The organism is Gymnodinialimonas sp. JB5-7, assembly GCF_055693405.1.
In genome coordinates, this window is record NZ_JBVFUX010000012.1 from 916,738 (window position 1) to 934,864 (window position 18,127).

Here is an 18,127-nt window from a genome sequence, read left to right on the forward strand (position 1 = left end):
AATCGAGCTCACTTGGAACAGATGGATCAATCCGGGCAGACAGCGACTTCATCTGGCCAGGCGAAAAGAAGTGGGCAAGCACACCCCGCCCGTGTTCGAAGCACCCCCAACGAGCCAGAAATCCCCGATCTTATGGGAATAGAGCCCGATCTCCGGTGCATCGAACCGTTCTTCACTAAGGATTTTGATGGCCAACGTAGTGCCAAGCGACGTGACGGCAGCTCCGCGCTCCAACGGCGCGGCCGCAAGGAAGGCTGCAATGCTATCTGTCGTACCAGTGTGCACCGTTGCGTGTGGTGACAGGCCAAGCTGATCGGCAAGGTCGGTACGCACCTCCGCAAACGCGGTGCCTGCTGGAAGCACTTTGGGCAGGAGCGAGCGATTCAGACCCATGGGCGCAAACCAATCGGGCCAGGCACCGGATTCGGGGTCAAACCCAGTTTTCAGAGAATTGTTTTGGTCGGATACGCCGCCGACACCGCTGAGTCGTGCTGCGATGAAATCCGCCTGATGCATGAGGTGCTTGGCTACCCCGTTCGCGGCTTCGGATCGCAGCCGCAGAACCCGGGATAAGGCAGATGCCGGACCGCGAGTGATGTGCGGATCTGGCGCGAATTTTGCAATCAGGGCGGCCTCGTCGCTGAACCCGCCATCGTTGTACATCAACGTCCGCGTCACTGGGCGCAGGTTGGCATCGGTCAGAACGACACTGCCAGAGGTGCCGTCAACCGCGATGCGCGTGATCTCTGACGGATCATATCCCGCGGTGCGTAGGCTCTCGATTTGAGACCTGATGCAGTCCAAAGCACCGGCCCACCAGACCTCCGCATCTGAGGATGCATCGCCGGGATAGGCTGCGCGCGCTTGCGCAAGGACGGCCCCCGACGCATCCACCACGGCAGAGCGCAAACCCGAGGTGCCCAAATCCAGGCCAAGCGAAAGGGTCATTGCCGCGCCGCCAGAGCCTGCCGGTATTTCTCGGCGTCCCAATTCAGAAGCTCCGCCTCAGCCTCGGCGCCGATGGCTTCGGGCACCCAGTCTTCAGGCAGGCGGATCAGAAGGTCAGACAGGCACCGCAACATGGCCTTTTGGCTTGGAGTCGCATCGTCGCGCAAGGCAATGCCCTTGCCGGGGTGCAGAATGACGGGCGGCTTGGCATCGCTGTCTTGCACCGGCAGAGCAGGCCCAAGAAAGACCACGTGGTCTGGGTAGTAGGAGCCAGCCTGAGCCAGCGCGCATGCGCGGGCGTCCTGGGCGATCCAGCTATGGGAGGGATCGGATTTGTCCACCTCGCCGCGTGGGGCCATGGCGAGGCGTTCCTCCACCGTCTCCGTCAGGTCGTGCAACTCCTGAACACCTGAGCCGCAGATAATGAGCCCATGGTTTTCCAGCATAATCACTTGGGTCTGAGCAGTGATCCGCGACAGGATTTCACGCGTCAAAGGCAGGCCCGGTTTGGCATAAGGCACCGAAACAAAAGGCAGATCCGCCAGTTTGCCGGCAGCAACGGCACGCCCCTTGGTGCTGACGCCGTGGGTAAGAGCGGCAATGGAATGGGTGTGGGCAATGACAGGCCAGTCCAGCGCAGCGTGAAAGGTCGTCTCAATAGATGGGCGAAGGGTTTGGGAAGGGTCCAGAACAGTCGCCTTGCAGGTCCCATCCCCTGCGCCATGGGCCTCGGCCCTGGCCGCTTCGCGGTCGACGGCGACAAAGATGTCCTTTGTTTCGGCATCAGCCAACTCGGTGCCCGAAGCCTTGATCCACATGGTCCCGCCTTCCTTGATAGAGGTGTTCCCGCCAGGCCCCTGCACGCGAAGCGGGTCTTGGCCGAGGCGGGCGGAGAGGGCGCGGAACGCGTCGAATTCAACAGGTTGAGACATGCAACTACCCTAGATGAGAAAGGTGATATGTGGGGAGAGGCGCGTTTTCCTTGGCCGCAAGGGTGCGGATCGCGGTTTCGGCGTCGCCGGCCATCGCGCTTGCGTGGAGGCCTCCACGGATAAAGGCCGTGGACCAACCAGCCCGGTGCCCACCGGCGATGTCATGTTCCAGGCTATCGCCCACCATCAGCAGGTTTGAGGTGCCTAGGGCGGTCTCGACAGCGCGAAAAATCGGCAGATGGGGTTTGCCGTAGAACGTTACATCGCCGCCCTTGTCTTTGTGATCGTGCGCGAGCGCGCCAGGTGAGACGACCGTTTTACCACCCGCGCGCGGAGAGGCGCGATCGGGGTTGGTGCAATAGACAGGAAGGTCCGGCAGCAGATGCGCAGCCCCTTCATCGGGCAGGCCCATAAGCAAGACCGCGTCCGGCGTATCAAAGGTCAGCGTGATGTCCAGACCATCGGCCCATCTCTCTGCATCGCCGTTGTCGCGGGTGATGGGGTGGAAACGCGTGTGCGGCACACGACCCGCGGCAATGTCCTGCCAAAGCGCCTCGCCCGAGGTCATCACGATCTCAAACGCATCGACTGGAAAGCCCATGGCCGCTATGCGATCCGCATTCGGCGCCGCGCGCTTCCCGGAATTGGAAAGGACTGCAAGACGCTTACCCGATGACCTCAATGCGTGAATCGCGTCTACAGCGCCGGGATAGGGCGTGGTGCCGTCATGCAGCACGCCCCATTGGTCCAGCACAACGGCGTCGAATTGGTCCGCCACCGGCAGAAGGCTATCAAGCGCCTGCATGGGTCAGCTTTCGGCCATGTCCTTGGGGTCTTTCAGGCCCGCAAGATAGCCATTGACCTCGTCGCGCGGCATTGCGGGCGCTGCTTTTTCGACCGCGCCGTCTGGCATGTCGCCGAAGTAGAACTGGAAACCAGGGATTGTCTGCCGACGCTTACGAAGCGGCATGCCCTCATATGGAAAGACGTCCGAACGCCCGTTTGCCTCGGCGTCGTGGCACGGCAAGATGTAGTCGGCGCGTTTGTCGAGCTCTTCCACCGACTTCCAGCCTTCATAAGAGTTCACGAAGCGGGCAGGCACCCAGTAACGCCAGCCTTCCGCCGGGTTTGGTGCCAGATTGCGTTCGACGAAAATCGCGTCGCCCGCGATAACGATATCGCCTGCTGAGGTTGCGACTGTGACAGCCATGTGACCGACCGAGTGGCCGGGAGTGTGGAACATGGTGATGCCGGGCAGGACTTCACATTCATCTTCGACTGCCTCGAAAACACAACCGGCATACGCGGGCTCGATACCCAGGTATCCGGATTCGTAGGTGCGGTAGTAGAGGGGCAAGGGATTGTAGGCCATTTCGATCTCGGCCTTGGGGGCGATGTAGCGGGCGTTTTTGAACTTCTTCATATTCTGCACGTGGTCCCAGTGCAGGTGGGTGAATACGATCGCGTCAATCTCATCCGGATGAACGCCAAGCTTTTGTTCGAGGTGATCGTGCACTTCGAGGCAGCCGCGCTTGTCGCATTTGTGGTGATATTTGGTGGCACGTTCTGCGTCACACAGGCCGGTGTCGATCAGGATCTTGTGGGTGCCCGTATCTACGTAGTGGCAGTAGACAGGGTTCCAGTACTTCTTACCCGCAGGGCCCTTCCAAAAGATGTAAGTGCCGAGATCGGCCTCCAGCCAGCCGGTGTTGATCGGGTAGATTTTGGTTTCCTGAACGCCCATTCGCACATCCCTTCGCGTCTCGAGTCAAGTTTGTATACAAACTGACATCTATGTGTGCGAATGCAAGTCGAAAAATGCGCAGCTCGTCAGTTGACCGCCAAAGTTTCTTTGAAAGAGCGCGCCATATGCTCACGCATGCCGTCTGACGCGGCGTCCGAATCCTCTGAAAAAATGAGGGCAACCAAGCTTTCGTGGCTTTTCGCCGATGCCAGCAAATCCTCAGGCTTGGCAAACTTTTTGGCCCGTGCAGCGCCGGTGCGATTGCGAAACTCCGACGCGATTTCGGCCATGTAAGGATTGCCCGTCGCCTTGTAGATGGCGAGGTGAAATGCCTCGTTCGCCTTAAGGTAAGAGGAACGATCCCCAGCCTCGGCCGCAGCCATGCAATCAGCCTGCGCGGCCTCAATCTCGACTCTGGACAAAAGGGTCAGTCGTTGAGCCGCAACTCGGGCACATGCAGCCTCAATTTCATGCATAGCTTCAAATATTTGCGCCAATTGCTCTCGTGTATATTCGGCGACCCGAACTCCACGTTTTTCGCCCGGAATCAGGATGCCTTGGGCGACCAATCGCGACAGGGCCTCACGCACTGGCGTGCGCGACACGCCAAATCTTTCGGTCAGCTTCACTTCGTCAATTCGCTCGCCCGGCGAAAGCGCCCCGGCGGAAATCTCTTCAGTCAAAGTGGCTTCGATCCGCCGGACTGTTGAGCCGCGCCCGTTCGGCGCTTGTTTTCCTGAATCTTTCGGCATCTGGGCCCCTTTCGTTGAGCCTGTGTTTCGCAATCTTCTTAGCCCACAATCGGGAAAAATGCAATTTTGGATATTTACAATCAAGTTTGTATACAGAATGCTGTTTGAAAGTCCGAGGAAGGGATCAATGCCGACGATCCGCCTAGAGAATTTGGTGAAGCGCTATGGGGCCGTTGAGGTCCTGCATGGCATTGAGCTTGAGATGGCAGAGCATGAATTCACTGTGTTGGTGGGCCCCTCAGGCTGCGGCAAGTCCACGACGCTTCGCATGCTGGCGGGGCTGGAGACCGTCTCGGACGGTGAGATTTACATGAACGACCAGCCGATCAGCGCGAAGGACCCAAAGGATCGGGACATCGCGATGGTCTTCCAGGACTATGCGCTTTACCCGCACATGAATGTCGCGCGGAACATGTCCTTCAGCCTGCGCCTGCAGAAGACCCCGCAGAACGTGATCGATAAGAAGGTCAAGGAAGTGGCCGAGATGCTTGGCCTGTCCGACTTCCTTGCGCGCAAACCCGGTGAATTGTCAGGCGGTCAACGTCAGCGTGTCGCCATGGGGCGCGCGCTATGCCGCGATGCCAGCACGTTCCTGTTTGATGAGCCGCTGTCGAACCTTGACGCGAAGCTGCGCGGGCAGATGCGGGCGGAACTGGCGCTTATGCGTCAGAACGTGAAAAAGAACATGATCTACGTCACCCATGACCAGATCGAAGCCATGACCCTGGCCGACCGGATCGTGGTCATGCATGGCGGACATATTCAGCAGCAGGGAACACCGACTGAGCTGTTCAAGAACCCGGTCAACAAGTTCGTCGCGGGCTTCCTTGGTTCCCCTCCGATGAATTTCCTTGAGGCTGACCTTGTGGAAGACGGCGGCGACCTGCGCGCTAAGGGACAGGGATTTGATATCCGGCTGCCAGATACTTTGGCCGCGCAGGCGAAGCAGAAGGCGGTTCATCAGGCGACGCTTGGCATCCGCCCCTCGGACCTGGAGTTCGACGCAAATGCACCGGCCGACCAGAGCCTCGATCTGAATGTCGTGGTCTCGGAATATATCGGCGCGCAATCCGTACTGATCTGTGACTGCGGCGGCGCCAAGGTCACGGTCGAGCTGAAATCAGAAACACCTATCGCGTTGGGCGAAACCCTTCGCTTTGCGGTGCGGCCTGAGGGGCTGCACCTGTTCGATAAGACAACGGAAACGGCACTGTAAACGGTGCCCGATCAGCAAACTGGGAGGATGAGTATGCTGAAAAGACTCTTAGCAACAACTATGGTCGCCGGGGTCGCAATGACCGGCGCGGCCTTCGCAGACGGGCATTCCAACCCGTACGCGGAATATGAAGGGACAACGCTTGTCGTGAACTTCCCTGCACACCCCCATTACAACGCTGTGATGGAAGTGCTGCCGGAATTCACTGCACAGACGGGCATCGAGGTTGAGGTGGATATGCTTCCCTACCTCGATATGCGCGAGCGTCGGACTCTTGAGCTGGCCTTGGACGAAGGCGCCTATGACATGATCGCGTATGTGGTCTTCTCGAAGGCCGACTACGTCTATGCCGACCAGATCCTGAACCTTGCGCCGTTCTTCATGAACCCGCGTCTGGCGGATCCGAACTATGACGCAGAAGACCTGATCGACGGCTATGTTCAGAACATCGGTGTTGCAGGCGGCGAGCGTGGCTATCTGCCGGGTCCGACGGGCTCGCTTTATGGTCTGCCGTTCGGTTCGGAGACGTCGGTGCTCTACTACCGCACGGACGTGTTTGAAGAGCATGGGCTGGAAGTGCCTGAAACCTATGATGATTTCCTGGCGCTGGCCTGTGAGATCCCAGAGCTTGTTCCGGGCATGGGTGGCGTCGCCTCCCGCGCGGCATCGGGCCACCAGGCCTCGCACGCGTTCCTTCTGCACCTCGCCCCCCTTGGCGGTCGTGTCTTTGGCGACGGTTGGGAGCCGACCATCAACTCGCCCGAAGGTGTAGCCGCAGCGGAAGCCCTGCGCTCCATCGTTGAGTGTGGTCCGGAAGGCTCGTCGGCCTTCGGTCCGGCAGAAGCGGCCAACGCCTTTGCCCAAGGCCAGGCGGCCATGTTCCTCGACTCCATCGCGTTCGCCGCGACGTTTGAGGACGAAAGCCGCTCGACCGTGGCAGGTAATGTTGGTTGGGCTCCGCATCCCGTGGGTGTCCGTGCTGCGTCGCAGACCGGTGGCTTCGGCATCGCCATTCCGCGCAACGGAGCCAACCCGGAAGCAGCTTTCCTGTTGATGCAGTGGCTGACCAGCCGTGAAGGCGATCTGGCTGTCGCAATGGCCGGTGGTAACCCATCGCGCTTCTCGACCTATGCCAACGAAGAGCTGAACGCCCAGTATCCCTGGTCGGCCACCTTCGGTGAGGCATTGGCCGATGCTGATCCGGACTGGCGTCCGATCATCCCGCCATGGGGCCGCATCAATGCCGATATCGGCACCACGATGTCTCAGGTTCTGACCGAGGGTCTTGACCCGCAGGAAGCCCTGGACGGCATCGCAGAGCGCACCCGCGCCCTGATGGAAGAAGAAGGCTACTACACCTGGCAGTAAGCCAGTGAGCTCTGGGCCCGCCGCGCGTGATGCGGCGGGTCTTCTCCCGGCCCCCGGACCGTCCTGAACGTGCCCGGGGGTTCCGTTAAGGGCCCCATGCTGAGAGACCCCCATGAACCGCTCGACCCCCTATCTGTTCATCGCTCCGGCGGCCCTCGTGATGGCTTTGGCGCTGTTTTACCCCATCGGTTACATGATGTGGGGCAGCTTCCGCGACTGGGACCCGACGCAGAATATCTCAGAGACTGAATTCGTCGGCTTTGCCAATTACGTACGGCTCTGGGGCGATGCGTTCTTCTGGGAAAGCTTCTCGGTCACGTTGATCTTCGCCTTCACGGTTGTGGTGGTCGAGATGGTGATCGGGGTGGGGCTGGCGCTTTTGCTGGACCGGAATATTCGCGGCATGTCCGTGCTGCGGACGCTTTTTATCCTGCCGATGATGATCGCGCCCGTTGTGGTTGGTCTCGTCTGGCGGTTCATGTTTCACCAGACCTACGGCACGTTTAACCGCTTCCTGAACTGGATTGGCGAGACGTGGTGGGGCAATTTGTTGGGGATCGGTCCGGTCGATTGGCTGGGGCAGAACCCGCTTCTGAGCGTCATCATCGCCGACATCTGGCAGTGGACGCCGTTTATTTTCATTCTCAGCCTCGCCGCGTTGCAATCCCTGCCGCGCTCGGCTTTGGAGGCCGCGCGGATTGATGGGGCCACGGGCTGGCAACAGGTGTGGTTCATCAAGCTGCCGCTGATGGCGCCGGTGTTGGTTGTGACCATGCTGTTGCGCCTGATTGATGCGTTCAAAGTGCTTGAGGTGATCCTGGTGATGACCGGCGGGGGGCCTGGCCTGTCGACCGAAATCCTTGCCTTGCGGATTGCGCGGACGGCGCGGGAGTTCCGGGAGCTCGGCGAGGCGGCGGCGATGTCGAATTACCTGCTGATGCTTCTGATGCTGCTGACGCTTGGCATGTTTGCCTTCAACCGCTGGACCGAGGCGCGGTCGCGCAAGTTGAAATTCGCCGCAGAAGAGGAAGGTTGAGCCATGGCTGACACCAATTACGACCGCCAGAACCCGGCCTTCTACGTTCTGATTGCGATCCTGATCCTGATGAGCGTTGGGCCGGTTATCATTCTGCTGGCCAATTCGATGCGGCTGGACGTGGATATTACGTCCGGCGTGGGCGGTTTGATCTTCATGCCGACGATCCGCAACTACGAGACCGCGTTGTGCGATATCCTGTGGTATGAGCCCGAGCATCTGCGGTTCTGTCAGATCCGGTTTGGCGGAGCCTTCATCAACTCGATCATCATTGCGCTGATCTCCACCGCGCTAACGCTGATTTTCGGTTGCATGGCGGCCTATGCGCTGGTGCGGTTCAAGTTCATGGGGCGCGACACGGTCTCGCTGTCTACGCTGGCCGTGCGGATGATCCCGCCTGCGGTTCTGCTGGTGCCGGTGTTTGGGCTTTGGAACAACGCCTTCTGCCTCGACAATGACTACGGGCTTGGCGCTTGGATCCGCGACACCTTCGGTGGGCGCGGGGATGTGTGCCTTGCAGGGACGCATTCAGGCATCATCATCGTCTATGTCGCTATGAACCTTCCCTTCGTGATCTGGATCTTGCAGAGCTTCATCGTGCAGGTGCCGAAATCGCTTGAGGAAGCTGCCCGTGTCGATGGCGCCGGGCCATTTCAGGTCTTCTTCCTGGTCGTGCTTCCCTTGATCAAGCCGGGTCTTGCGGCGGCGTCGATCTTCACGTTCCGCATCGCGTGGAACGAGTACCTGCTGGCTTCGGCGCTGGCAGATCGGGACACCATGACGGTGCCGATCCTGATCGTGAACAACGCATCCGAATTCGACGGGCTTGGCACGATCTTTGCCACTGGCATGTTGCTGGCCATTCCGCCGATCCTGTTCACACTGTTTGCGTCGCGGCAGATCATCACTGGCATGACGGCTGGTGCAGTGAAAGGCTGACCCAATGAAGGTCTTGCTGATCGGAACGTTCGAAACCAAGGGGGTCGAGCTTGGCTACCTGTCTGACGCGCTTGCACGCAACGGGCTGGAGGTCGAGCGTGTCGATGTCTCGCTTGGCGCAGGCGGCACGGTGCTGTCGGGCGCGGAAAAGCTGAAGCGCATGGAAGAGCGTGCGCAGCAGGCGGCGGCCCACATCGCAGCAATGTGTGATGAATGCTACGTCGCACTCGGCGTCGGCGGCGGCACGGGGGTGAGATTGTGTTGGCCGCCCTCAAGGGCTTGCCGGCGGTCTACCCGAAAGTACTGATCACAACGATGGCGTTCGATCCCCGCGCGGCGCTTGCCGACACAGCGATCACCTTGATCCCGACGCTTTGCGATATCGAGGGTCTGAACCCCATGCTGCGGCAGGTGTTCGAAAACGCAGCTTCAATGGTGGCGGGGCTTTACCGGGCGCACATCCCTTCAGCGGAGCGGGCGACTGCAGTGGCGGTCACAACTCTAGGTGCCACAGGACGCGCCGGGGCCGAAGTGGCCCGACTTTTGGGCACCCATAACTTCGAGCCCACAGTCTTCCACGCCAACGGCTATGGCGGCGCAGCCTTTGCGCGGTTCGTGGCGGAAAGCCCGGTGGCCGGTGTCATCGACCTGAACGTGCACGAGCTGGGGCGGCTGCGTTTGGCGGGGGCCCATGTGCCCATGCCAACCCGGTTCTCCTGCGCCAATCACCTGCCGCGTGTTGTGCTGCCCGGTGGCCTCAACTTCATTGGTTTGGGTGAGATCAGCACAGTCTCGCCCGAACAACTGGAACGCCCCCATTACCGACACTCCGCCTATTTCACCCACATCAAGCTGACGGAGTCCGAGATGGCCGCGCAAGCCCAGGCCTTGGCGGGATTGCTGAACGAGGCCGAGGCCCCCTGCCACGTCATCGTGCCCATGGGTGGGCTGAGCCACGAGGATCGGATCGGCGGTGCAATCGAAGACCCGAACCTGCGAGGAATTGCAGCTGAGGTGCTGGAGGCAGAAGCGCGCGCCTACACAGTTTCCCGAATTCCAGATCACATCAACACGACCGAAGCGGCGCTCGCCGCCGTTGACGCGCTGCAAAACGCCATGAGCAAAAGGATCGAAGATGCCTGATTTCCCCGACCTGCACGAAAAGATGGATGCCCTGATCGCGACGGCCAAGCGGTGCTTTGACGGGGGCCTTCAGACCAATGCAGGTGGCAATCTGTCGGTACGTCTGGACAGCAGGGATGCAATCGTCATCAAACCGTCGGGCGTGGGCTTCAACGAGTGCACGCGCGACAATCTGCAAGTTGTGATGCTCGACGGAACGATCCTGCCGAGCGATGTCGCGCTCAAGCCGTCAAAGGACCTCGACTTTCACCTCGACCTCTACCGCATCCGCGACGACATCAACGCCATCGTCCACTGCCACAGTCCTTGGGCCACCGGCTATGCCAGCGCGGGGATCGAAATCCCCTGCCTGACAGTGCAGACCATCGAAAAGATCGGGCGCATGCCGCTTATCCCGCTGTCAGCGAACGGTGGCCCTCAGACAGAAATTGAGATCAGCCCCGTTTTCCGCGACCCGAATATCCGGGCCGCCGTACTGGCCAATCACGGCACCATTGGCGCAGGACCGACGCTGATGGCGGCGCAATACCTCGCTGAGATCATCGAGGAGACCGCCCATATTGCCTATGTCCGCGACACGCTGATGGCGGCCCACGGCAAGACGCAGGCCGATCTGCCGCAATATGGCACCGCGATGGACGCGAGGGCCGCAAGCTAAAGCACTTTGCGTTTTACCCGAGGCACTCTTTTCGCGTACCGCGTTCGCGCCATCGAGCGCGAGGCAGCGGGTTGCGATTCAAATCAAATGCAAAGTGCTCTAGACAAGGCTTTCTGCCGACCGACGACGCGCTATATCCCCTGCCCATTTCTTTGCGGGGCGTCGGAAAAAGACGCACTCTGTCGCCTTCGCCCATTGGGAATCACGCGCCCACGCGATAGACGCGATCCCATGTTCCTTTCGATCTTCGACATCTTCAAAATCGGCGTCGGCCCGTCTTCGTCTCATACCATGGGGCCGATGACAGCCGCAGCACGTTTTCTGGAAGATCTCCGTTCCGGCCGCGAGAAGGAGCCGGGTGCTGGCGTACTGGCTGGCTTGGGCGCGTCCTTGCACGGCTCGCTTGCTTTTACCGGAAAGGGCCATGCCACCGACCGCGCCGTTGTCCTTGGCTTTGCCGGATTTGAGCCTGCCACGCTTGACCCGGATCGCGCCGAAGCGTTTGAGGCGGAGATAAATGCCAGCGGCATCGTCACGCCGCCTGGGCTACCGCCGCTCAAATTTCAGCCCGCAACGGACTTGATCTTCGACTATGACCGCACCCTACCAGGGCATGCCAATGGAATGATCTTGAGGGCCTTTGATGATGCGGGACATCTGTATCTTGAGGAAACGTATTATTCGATCGGCGGCGGATTTGTCCTGACAGCGACGGAACTTGCGGGCCAAGGCGAAGGGCCCGATGCCCTGCACGCCGAAAAGGAAGAGGCCGGCTTCCCCCACCCCTTCGGCTCTGCGCAGGAAATGCTGCAAATGGGGCGCGCAACCGGCAAAAGCATTGCCCAGATGAAGTGGGAGAATGAGGCAGCCCTCGCCCCGCGGGCCGAGGTTCAGACACGCCTCGACAGCGTTTGGAAGGCCATGGACGATTGCATCGACCGGGGCCTTCGGATGGAGGGGAACTGCCCGGCGGCCTTGCCGTCAAACGCCGCGCGAAAAACATCTACGACCAGCTGAAGGCCGAAGCCGGAACCAACCTCGCCCAACCCCATGTCGCGAACGATTGGCTCAGCGTCTATGCCATGGCCGTGAACGAGGAAAATGCCGCGGGCGGGCGCGTTGTGACTTCCCCGACGAATGGCGCCGCAGGTGTCGTGCCTGCCGTCCTGCGCTACTACCGCGACCATTGCATCGGCGCGACAGAAGAAGGCCGCCGCACCTTCCTGATGACCGCCGCCGCCATCGGTGGGCTGATCAAACACAACGCGTCGATCTCGGGCGCCGAGGTTGGATGCCAGGGCGAGGTCGGCAGTGCCTCCGCCATGGCCGCAGCCGGGCTATGTGCGGCGCTAGGTGGCACGAATGAACAGATCGAAAACGCCGCTGAGATTGCGCTGGAACATCACCTTGGCATGACATGTGATCCGGTTGCCGGGCTTGTTCAGGTTCCCTGCATCGAGCGCAACGGATTGGGCGCGATCAAGGCCGTTTCAGCCGCCTCTCTCGCGCTGCGCGGGGACGGCACGCATTTCATGCCACTCGACAATTGCATCGAAGCGATGCGCCAAACCGGCATCGATATGAGCACGAAGTACAAGGAAACCAGCCAGGGCGGCCTGGCTGTGAACCTGCCGGAGTGTTGAGCCGGAGTTAAGCGCGTCTCACCGTGTCGCCGGGCAGAAATTCGGGCTCAAGTCGGATCACTTCCGATGTCAGCTCATTGGCCACCATCAGCTCTGCCGCCTTACGGCCAATCGCATCGCGTTGGCTGTCCATCGTGGCGATACGCAGGGGCAAGCCGTCCAACACTTCAAAGGAATTGAACCCGGCCAACCCAATCTCATCAGGAATGCGCATACCTTTTTCGAGGCAATAGAGCAGCCCACCGGCAGCGTTCATGTCTGTGTTATAGTAGAGAAAATCGAGGTTAGGCGTTCGCTCTAGCAGCGCTTGGGTCATGCCACGCCCGGTGCCAAACCCCGACGCGCCTTCATAAAAAATCTCATCCGTCAGGCCCAGGCCGGCGTCTGCTAGGCCCGCCTTGAAGCCGCGATACCGCTTCTGCGCGCGCGCATCCGCAATCGAACTCGACCCGAGATAGCCGATGCGTTTGTACCCGCGCGCCACGATTTCATTGGCCATAGACCGGCCTGCCGCTTCGTGACTGATGCCCACAACTCCTGCGACCGGGTCACCGTCAACATCCATCACCTCGACCACCGGAACACCGGCTGCACGCATCATCGCGCGGGCCGAGTCGGTATGCTCCAACCCTGCAACGATCAGGCCGGAGGGACGCCAGGACAGCATCTCGTAGATGACCTTTTCTTCCTTGTCGGCGTCGTATTGCGACGTGCCAATCACGGGCTGCAACTCGGTGCCGTCAAGCACCGCGCCGATGCCGTGCAGCACGTCTGGGAAGACCATGTTGGACAGCGACGGGATAACGACGCCCACCAAATTCACCCGGTTTGAGGCCAATGCGCCAGCAATTTTGTTGGGCACATATCCCAGTTTTCGAGCAGCCTCGAAGACGCGCTCGCGCGTCTGCACCGAAACATCGCCCCGGTTTCGCAGCACGCGGCTGACCGTCATTTCGCTGACGCCGGCAGCGTCCGCCACATCGCGCAGGGTCATCTGCGGCTTGCCATCAAATGGATTTCGTCCGCGCAAGGGGTCTTCCTTTGGTCGTGTGCGCCGTTTGTCCCTTGATACGCATGCCCGGCCAACGTCCGCAAGCGCTTGCGGCACAGGCCTAAATCGCGGAGAAACGAACGATCGGCCCCGTGGCTCAACTGGATAGAGCAGCCCCCTCCTAAGGGGCAGGTTGCAGGTTCGGATCCTGCCGGGGTCGCCAGCCTCAGAAGTGTCAGTTTTACTTGACATATTCGGTGTAATTTCGCAGTCTGAAGCGTCCTGTTGAGGCGTCGTAGACTTGCCTAAAGATCTGATATCATTTCCTTTTATGGCCCCGGCACTCACGGGCGAACCGCGCGCGGGAATGTGTACGGATTGCGGGATCAGCCGAATGGGCGATGGCAAGGCCTGCGGGAAAGCGTGCCAGTTCATTCAGCCGGACTACCCAGAGGCGGAGCATCGTGTTCATGGGCGAGAGACGGATACTGATTTGGGTGATGAAGCGTTCTTTGGTGTCACCCTCTCGATGCAGCGCGCCCGTATGGCGCAGCCTGCGAAGAACGCACAATGGACTGGAATCACAACAGAATTAGCTGCGGAACTGTTGCGCAGTGGGGCTGTGACGGCCGTGCTGGCAGTGGCGCCGGACCCGAAGGATCGCTGGAAACCGATGCCCGTGATCGTGACCGATCCCGAGGAAATGGCGCAGTGTCGGGGCATGCGGATGGGGTATGGGCCGACCCTAGCAGCGTTGGAACCGGCGATGGAGGCAGGGCACAAACGCATCGCGGTGATTGGTATTCCGTGTCAGGTTTACGCGCTGCGCCAGATCGAACGGGACCTCGGGCTTGAGCGGCTTTATGTCATCGGAACGCCATGTTCCGACAACACGACGACCGAGAATTTTCACCGTTTTCTCAGTCTGTTAGACGATCATCCGGAAACAATCAGCTACCTTGAATTCCGCGCCGATTACCGGGTCGAACTGCGATTTGACGATGGGCGCAAGCCGCGTGTTGTGCCCTTTCTGAGCCTTCCGATCAGCCAGCTTGATGATGATTTCTTCCCGCTGACCTGCAAAACCTGCGTGGATTACACCAACCGGTTGGCCGATATCACCGTCGGCTATATGGGGGGGACGGCGATCAATGGGTGATCACCCGCAACCATCGCGGGGTGGAGATGCTGGAGGCCCTGGGGGATCGGATTGAGATCAAACCCCTGACAGATAAGGGAAAACGCGAAGGCGCGGTAAAAGGCTTTCTGGCGAATACCGAACGCGCGGCGGGCGGAATGCCGTTGCGGCGGATGCCCGATTGGCTGCGACCTGTGGTGTCGTTTCTGCAACCCAGGATTGGGCCGCGGGGCTTGGAATTTGCCCGTGCGCGGGTGGAAATGAAGGCGATTGAGACGATCCTGCACCTGCGCCGGGCGCACCCGGCGCGGGTCAAGAATATGGTGCCGGAGCATGTCTGGCGGGTGGCTGAGAAATACGGGCTGCGTCGCGGTGAGGGTGAGTGAACTGTGACCATCTGGTCAGAGTTGCGTCCATCTGGTCACTTTTTTCCTAAAAAATGCGTCCATTTGGTCAGGGTTTGAGGCCGTGTGAGTGGAGCTTGGAAAGTGTGACCATCTGGTCGCATCTGGGTCTGTTTTCGAAAGACTCCCCATGAGAACAAAACGTGAATATACTGTACGCTATCATGGGATTCGCGGAACTCTCCATCACCTCAAATTTCACCTTCCTGACGGGGGCTCTCATCCTGAGGAGTATGCCCGGCGGGCGGCTCTGCTCGGGGTGGAGGCGATTGCGATTGCCGATGAGAACTCGGTCGCCGGTGTTGTCCGCGCCTGGGCGGAGTTGCGCAAGATCGGGGAGGAGATCAAAGACGCGAAAGAGGCCGCCAAGGATCCGATTGGGCCACCCCGGCCCAACCATATTCCACCCGCGCCCCGGGCGCCGATTGACCATATCCCGCGCCTGCTGCCCGCCAGCCGGTTGGTGTTTACCGACGGGGTCGAGATCACCGCCCTGCCCCGCAACCGGGTGGGATGGGCCAGCCTGTGCCGCTTGCTGTCGACGGGGCGGCTGAGGGCGGTGAAGGGCGATTGCGATCTGCGCCTGAGCGATCTGCTGGAGCGGCATGAGGGGTTGGAGTTGCTGCTGCACGCGCCCGCGCGGATCACGAAGCGCTGGCTGACGGCGGCGGAACAGGTCGTGGGGCTGGCGCCCGCGCTCTGCCTGTCGCCGCTTTATGATGGGCAGGACGCGGACCGCTTTGCCAGCCACGCGCGGCTGGCCGACAGCCTTGGGTTGCAAACCATCGCCTCGGCCCGGCCGCTGATGCATCATGGATCGCGCCGGCGGTTGACCGATATTCTGACCTGTGTGCGGTTGGGTATCCGCGTGGAGGAACTTGGCACCGCCGCACAGGCCAATGCGGAGCAGCGGTTGCGCAGCCCATCCGAGATGGCGCGGATCTTCGAGGGCCATGAAGGCGCCGTGGCGCGATCCATCGAGGTGGCGGAGCGCTGCCAGTTCGACATCCAGAGCCTGCGTTACGAATATCCCAGCGAGATCACCGAGAACGAGACCGCCAGTGAACGCCTCGCCCGGCTGGCCCGCGCGGGGCTGGAATGGCGCTATCCCGGGGGCATTCCCGACTATGCGCAAAAGCAGATGGAGCATGAGCTGACCCTGATCGGGAAGCTCGGCTACGAGCCCTATTTCCTGACGGTCCATGACATCGTGAAATTTGCCCGCTCGCGGAATATCCTGTGCCAGGGGCGCGGATCGGCGGCCAATTCGATCACCTGTTTTGCTTTGGGGGTGACGAGCGTTTCGCCCGAGATCGGCACCATGGTGTTTGAACGCTTCGTGAGCGAGGCCCGCAATGAGCCGCCCGATATCGACGTCGATTTCGAGCATGAGCGGCGCGAGGAGGTGATCCAGCATATCTACGAGCGCTATGGGCGGCACCGCGCGGGGCTGTGCGCCACGGTGATCCATTATCGCGGCAAGCGGGCGGTGCGCGAGGTGGGCAAGGCCATGGGGCTGAGCGAGGATGTCCTGTCGGCATTGAGCAGTCAGATCTGGGGGTCGTGGTCGAAGACCGCGCCGGAGTTTGAACGGTTGGCGGAGATCGGGCTCGACCCGACCTCACCCCGCTTGCAGCAGACCATTCGCTTGATCAGCGAGATTATCGGGTTTCCGCGCCACCTGAGCCAGCATGTGGGCGGCTTCGTGATCACCGAAGGACGGCTGGATGAGTTGGTGCCGATCGAGAATGCCACGATGGAGGATCGAACGGTCATCTGCTGGGACAAGGATGACATCGATGCGTTGGGCATCCTGAAGGTGGATGTGCTGGCGCTGGGGATGCTGACCTGCGTGCGCAAGGCGTTCGACCTGCTGCAGATGCACCACCAGATTGATTACACACTGGCGACCCTGCCGCCGGAGGATCCGGCGACGTATGACATGCTGTGTGCGGCGGACTCGCTTGGTGTGTTCCAGGTGGAAAGCCGGGCGCAGATGAACTTTCTGCCCCGGATGCGACCGCGCTGTTTCTACGATCTGGTTATTCAGGTGGCGATCATCCGGCCCGGGCCGATCCAGGGCGATATGGTGCATCCGTTCATCCGGCGGCGGAATGGGGAGGAGCCGGTGGAGTTCCCCTCCGACGAGTTGGGGCGGGTGTTGGGCAAGACGCTTGGCGTGCCGCTGTTCCAGGAACAGGCAATGCAGATTGCGATCACCGGGGCGGGGTTTACGCCGGATGAGGCGGATCGGCTGAGGCGGTCACTGGCGACGTTCAAGAAGCACGGGAATGTATCTGATTTCCGCACCCGGTTCCTGAAGGGGATGGGTGACAAAGGGCTATGACCGGGACTTTGCGGAGCGGTGTTTTTCGCAGATCGAAGGGTTCGGGTCGTATGGCTTCCCAGAGAGCCATGCGGCGAGTTTTGCGCTGCTGGTCTATGCGTCGAGTTGGCTGAAATGCCACCATCCCGGCATCTTTGCCTGCGCGCTGCTGAATGCGCAGCCGATGGGGTTTTACGCGCCTGCCCAGATCGTGCGGGATGCCCGCGAACATGGGGTGGAGGTGCGACCGGTCTGCGTGAACAGCTCACACTGGGACAATACGATGGAGCGGACGGAGAGTGGCGATCTGGCGCTGCGGCTGGGGTTCCGGCAGATCAAGTCGATGCGCGCGGAAGAGGCGGATTGGATCGTCGCCGCGCGGGGGAACGGGTATCGCGCGGTCGAGGACGTGTGGCGGCGCGCAGGCGTGGAGGCGCGGATGCTGACGGTGCTGGCCGAGGCGGATGCCTTCGCGGCTTTGGGGATGAGCCGGCGGGAAGCGTTGTGGGCGGCGCGGGCTTTGACGCCGAAAAGGAGCTGCCGCTGTTTGCGGGCGATCTGGATGGTGAGGGGATCGTGGAGCCTGCGGTGCTGCTGCCGCAGATGAGTGAGGGTGAAGAGGTGGTGGAGGATTATGTGTCGATGCGGCTGACCTTGCGGACGCACCCCGTGGCGCTGATCCGGGATCGGCTGAGCCCGCGGATAGACCCGCGGCTGCTGGTGAAGCCGGACGTCGTGAAGGCCCCGGCCCGGCACGATTTCCCGAAACCGCAGAGCACCCTGCCGCCGGTTCCGGTGGAGGCCATTGGCGAGAAATTCCCACTGGGACGCGTGGAAAACTGGGGGAGCGGGAAGGGGTAAAGCGGCGCTTTCGTGCGCCCTCTCAATC

The 18,127-nt window shown here is 60.9% G+C and carries 15 protein-coding genes, 1 tRNA gene and 2 pseudogenes; 12 read left to right on the forward strand and 6 right to left on the reverse strand.

Annotated features, from left to right (window positions below; all coding sequences use genetic code 11):
* Positions 1-48 precede the first annotated feature (48 nt).
* The 5 genes from ACZ1HK_RS12875 to ACZ1HK_RS12895 all read right to left on the reverse strand — a co-directional run bounded on the left by ACZ1HK_RS12875 (position 49) and on the right by ACZ1HK_RS12895 (position 4,376).
* On the reverse strand, positions 49-948 hold the full coding sequence (locus ACZ1HK_RS12875; protein ID WP_472629041.1) for an FGGY family carbohydrate kinase: 900 nt from the start codon (positions 946-948) through the stop codon (positions 49-51).
* Positions 945-1,880: a class II aldolase/adducin family protein gene (locus ACZ1HK_RS12880; RefSeq protein WP_472629042.1), complete on the reverse strand. Its 936-nt coding sequence runs from the start codon at positions 1,878-1,880 to the stop codon at positions 945-947. The genes ACZ1HK_RS12875 and ACZ1HK_RS12880 overlap by 4 nt, the downstream gene beginning before the upstream one ends.
* A 4-nt stretch (positions 1,881-1,884) precedes the next feature.
* Positions 1,885-2,685 (reverse strand): TIGR01459 family HAD-type hydrolase, encoded by an 801-nt coding sequence (locus ACZ1HK_RS12885; protein WP_472629043.1) that lies wholly within the window; start codon positions 2,683-2,685, stop codon positions 1,885-1,887.
* A 3-nt stretch (positions 2,686-2,688) separates the two neighbouring features.
* The gene (locus ACZ1HK_RS12890; protein ID WP_472629044.1) at positions 2,689-3,624 is read right to left on the reverse strand and encodes an N-acyl homoserine lactonase family protein; all 936 of its coding nucleotides are present in this window, start codon (positions 3,622-3,624) and stop codon (positions 2,689-2,691) included.
* 86 nt (positions 3,625-3,710) lie between these two features.
* A complete protein-coding gene (locus ACZ1HK_RS12895; RefSeq protein ID WP_472629045.1) occupies positions 3,711-4,376 on the reverse strand; it encodes a GntR family transcriptional regulator in 666 nt (221 codons plus the stop codon).
* 127 nt (positions 4,377-4,503) lie between these two features.
* Between ACZ1HK_RS12895 and ACZ1HK_RS12900 the strand changes: the two genes are divergently transcribed.
* The 8 genes and pseudogenes from ACZ1HK_RS12900 (at position 4,504) to ACZ1HK_RS12935 (ending at position 12,379) form a co-directional block, all read left to right on the forward strand.
* On the forward strand, positions 4,504-5,592 hold the full coding sequence (locus tag ACZ1HK_RS12900; protein ID WP_472629046.1) for an ABC transporter ATP-binding protein: 1,089 nt from the start codon (positions 4,504-4,506) through the stop codon (positions 5,590-5,592).
* Positions 5,593-5,625: 33 nt separating this feature from the next.
* Complete coding sequence (locus ACZ1HK_RS12905) at positions 5,626-6,960, forward strand: ABC transporter substrate-binding protein (RefSeq protein ID WP_472629048.1); 1,335 nt, start codon at positions 5,626-5,628, stop codon at positions 6,958-6,960.
* Positions 6,961-7,072: 112 nt separating this feature from the next.
* Complete coding sequence (locus ACZ1HK_RS12910) at positions 7,073-7,996, forward strand: carbohydrate ABC transporter permease (RefSeq protein WP_472629049.1); 924 nt, start codon at positions 7,073-7,075, stop codon at positions 7,994-7,996.
* A 3-nt stretch (positions 7,997-7,999) separates the two neighbouring features.
* A complete protein-coding gene (locus ACZ1HK_RS12915; protein WP_472629050.1) occupies positions 8,000-8,935 on the forward strand; it encodes a carbohydrate ABC transporter permease in 936 nt (311 codons plus the stop codon).
* Between the two features lie 4 nt (positions 8,936-8,939).
* Positions 8,940-9,242 carry a hypothetical protein gene (locus ACZ1HK_RS12920; protein ID WP_472629051.1) on the forward strand — a complete coding sequence of 101 codons (303 nt, stop codon included), beginning with the start codon at positions 8,940-8,942 and terminating at the stop codon, positions 9,240-9,242.
* The gene (locus tag ACZ1HK_RS12925; RefSeq protein WP_472629052.1) at positions 9,197-10,078 is read left to right on the forward strand and encodes a Tm-1-like ATP-binding domain-containing protein; all 882 of its coding nucleotides are present in this window, start codon (positions 9,197-9,199) and stop codon (positions 10,076-10,078) included. Before ACZ1HK_RS12920 ends, ACZ1HK_RS12925 begins: the two co-directional genes overlap by 46 nt.
* Positions 10,071-10,736 carry a class II aldolase/adducin family protein gene (locus tag ACZ1HK_RS12930; RefSeq protein ID WP_472629053.1) on the forward strand — a complete coding sequence of 222 codons (666 nt, stop codon included), beginning with the start codon at positions 10,071-10,073 and terminating at the stop codon, positions 10,734-10,736. Before ACZ1HK_RS12925 ends, ACZ1HK_RS12930 begins: the two co-directional genes overlap by 8 nt.
* 231 nt (positions 10,737-10,967) lie before the next feature.
* Positions 10,968-12,379 (forward strand): annotated as a pseudogene (locus ACZ1HK_RS12935) (L-serine ammonia-lyase).
* A 7-nt stretch (positions 12,380-12,386) separates the two neighbouring features.
* Here the strand turns inward: ACZ1HK_RS12935 and ACZ1HK_RS12940 are convergent.
* On the reverse strand, positions 12,387-13,409 hold the full coding sequence (locus tag ACZ1HK_RS12940) for a LacI family DNA-binding transcriptional regulator (protein WP_472629054.1): 1,023 nt from the start codon (positions 13,407-13,409) through the stop codon (positions 12,387-12,389).
* Positions 13,410-13,516: 107 nt separating this feature from the next.
* Between ACZ1HK_RS12940 and ACZ1HK_RS12945 the strand changes: the two genes are divergently transcribed.
* From ACZ1HK_RS12945 to ACZ1HK_RS12960, 4 genes and pseudogenes are all read left to right on the forward strand, one after another.
* Positions 13,517-13,593, forward strand: a tRNA-Arg gene (locus tag ACZ1HK_RS12945).
* A 171-nt stretch (positions 13,594-13,764) separates the two neighbouring features.
* The gene (locus tag ACZ1HK_RS12950; protein ID WP_472629055.1) at positions 13,765-14,529 is read left to right on the forward strand and encodes a coenzyme F420 hydrogenase/dehydrogenase beta subunit N-terminal domain-containing protein; all 765 of its coding nucleotides are present in this window, start codon (positions 13,765-13,767) and stop codon (positions 14,527-14,529) included.
* Positions 14,526-14,894, forward strand: coding sequence for a hypothetical protein (locus ACZ1HK_RS12955; protein WP_472629056.1), 369 nt, complete (start codon positions 14,526-14,528; stop codon positions 14,892-14,894). Before ACZ1HK_RS12950 ends, ACZ1HK_RS12955 begins: the two co-directional genes overlap by 4 nt.
* Positions 14,895-15,076: 182 nt before the next feature.
* Positions 15,077-18,099, forward strand: a pseudogene (locus tag ACZ1HK_RS12960) (error-prone DNA polymerase).
* Positions 18,100-18,127 lie beyond the last annotated feature (28 nt).

Coding starts and splice junctions, on each gene's coding strand:
- ACZ1HK_RS12875 (WP_472629041.1), bottom strand. CDS start 948: ATGACCCTTTCGCTTGGCCTGGATTTGGGCACCTCGGGTTTGCGCTCT.
- ACZ1HK_RS12885 (WP_472629043.1), bottom strand. CDS start 2,685: ATGCAGGCGCTTGATAGCCTTCTGCCGGTGGCGGACCAATTCGACGCC.
- ACZ1HK_RS12950 (WP_472629055.1), top strand. CDS start 13,765: ATGGGCGATGGCAAGGCCTGCGGGAAAGCGTGCCAGTTCATTCAGCCG.
- ACZ1HK_RS12895 (WP_472629045.1), bottom strand. CDS start 4,376: ATGCCGAAAGATTCAGGAAAACAAGCGCCGAACGGGCGCGGCTCAACA.
- ACZ1HK_RS12890 (WP_472629044.1), bottom strand. CDS start 3,624: ATGGGCGTTCAGGAAACCAAAATCTACCCGATCAACACCGGCTGGCTG.
- ACZ1HK_RS12880 (WP_472629042.1), bottom strand. CDS start 1,880: ATGTCTCAACCTGTTGAATTCGACGCGTTCCGCGCCCTCTCCGCCCGC.
- ACZ1HK_RS12905 (WP_472629048.1), top strand. CDS start 5,626: ATGCTGAAAAGACTCTTAGCAACAACTATGGTCGCCGGGGTCGCAATG.
- ACZ1HK_RS12915 (WP_472629050.1), top strand. CDS start 8,000: ATGGCTGACACCAATTACGACCGCCAGAACCCGGCCTTCTACGTTCTG.
- ACZ1HK_RS12910 (WP_472629049.1), top strand. CDS start 7,073: ATGAACCGCTCGACCCCCTATCTGTTCATCGCTCCGGCGGCCCTCGTG.
- ACZ1HK_RS12920 (WP_472629051.1), top strand. CDS start 8,940: ATGAAGGTCTTGCTGATCGGAACGTTCGAAACCAAGGGGGTCGAGCTT.
- ACZ1HK_RS12930 (WP_472629053.1), top strand. CDS start 10,071: ATGCCTGATTTCCCCGACCTGCACGAAAAGATGGATGCCCTGATCGCG.
- ACZ1HK_RS12900 (WP_472629046.1), top strand. CDS start 4,504: ATGCCGACGATCCGCCTAGAGAATTTGGTGAAGCGCTATGGGGCCGTT.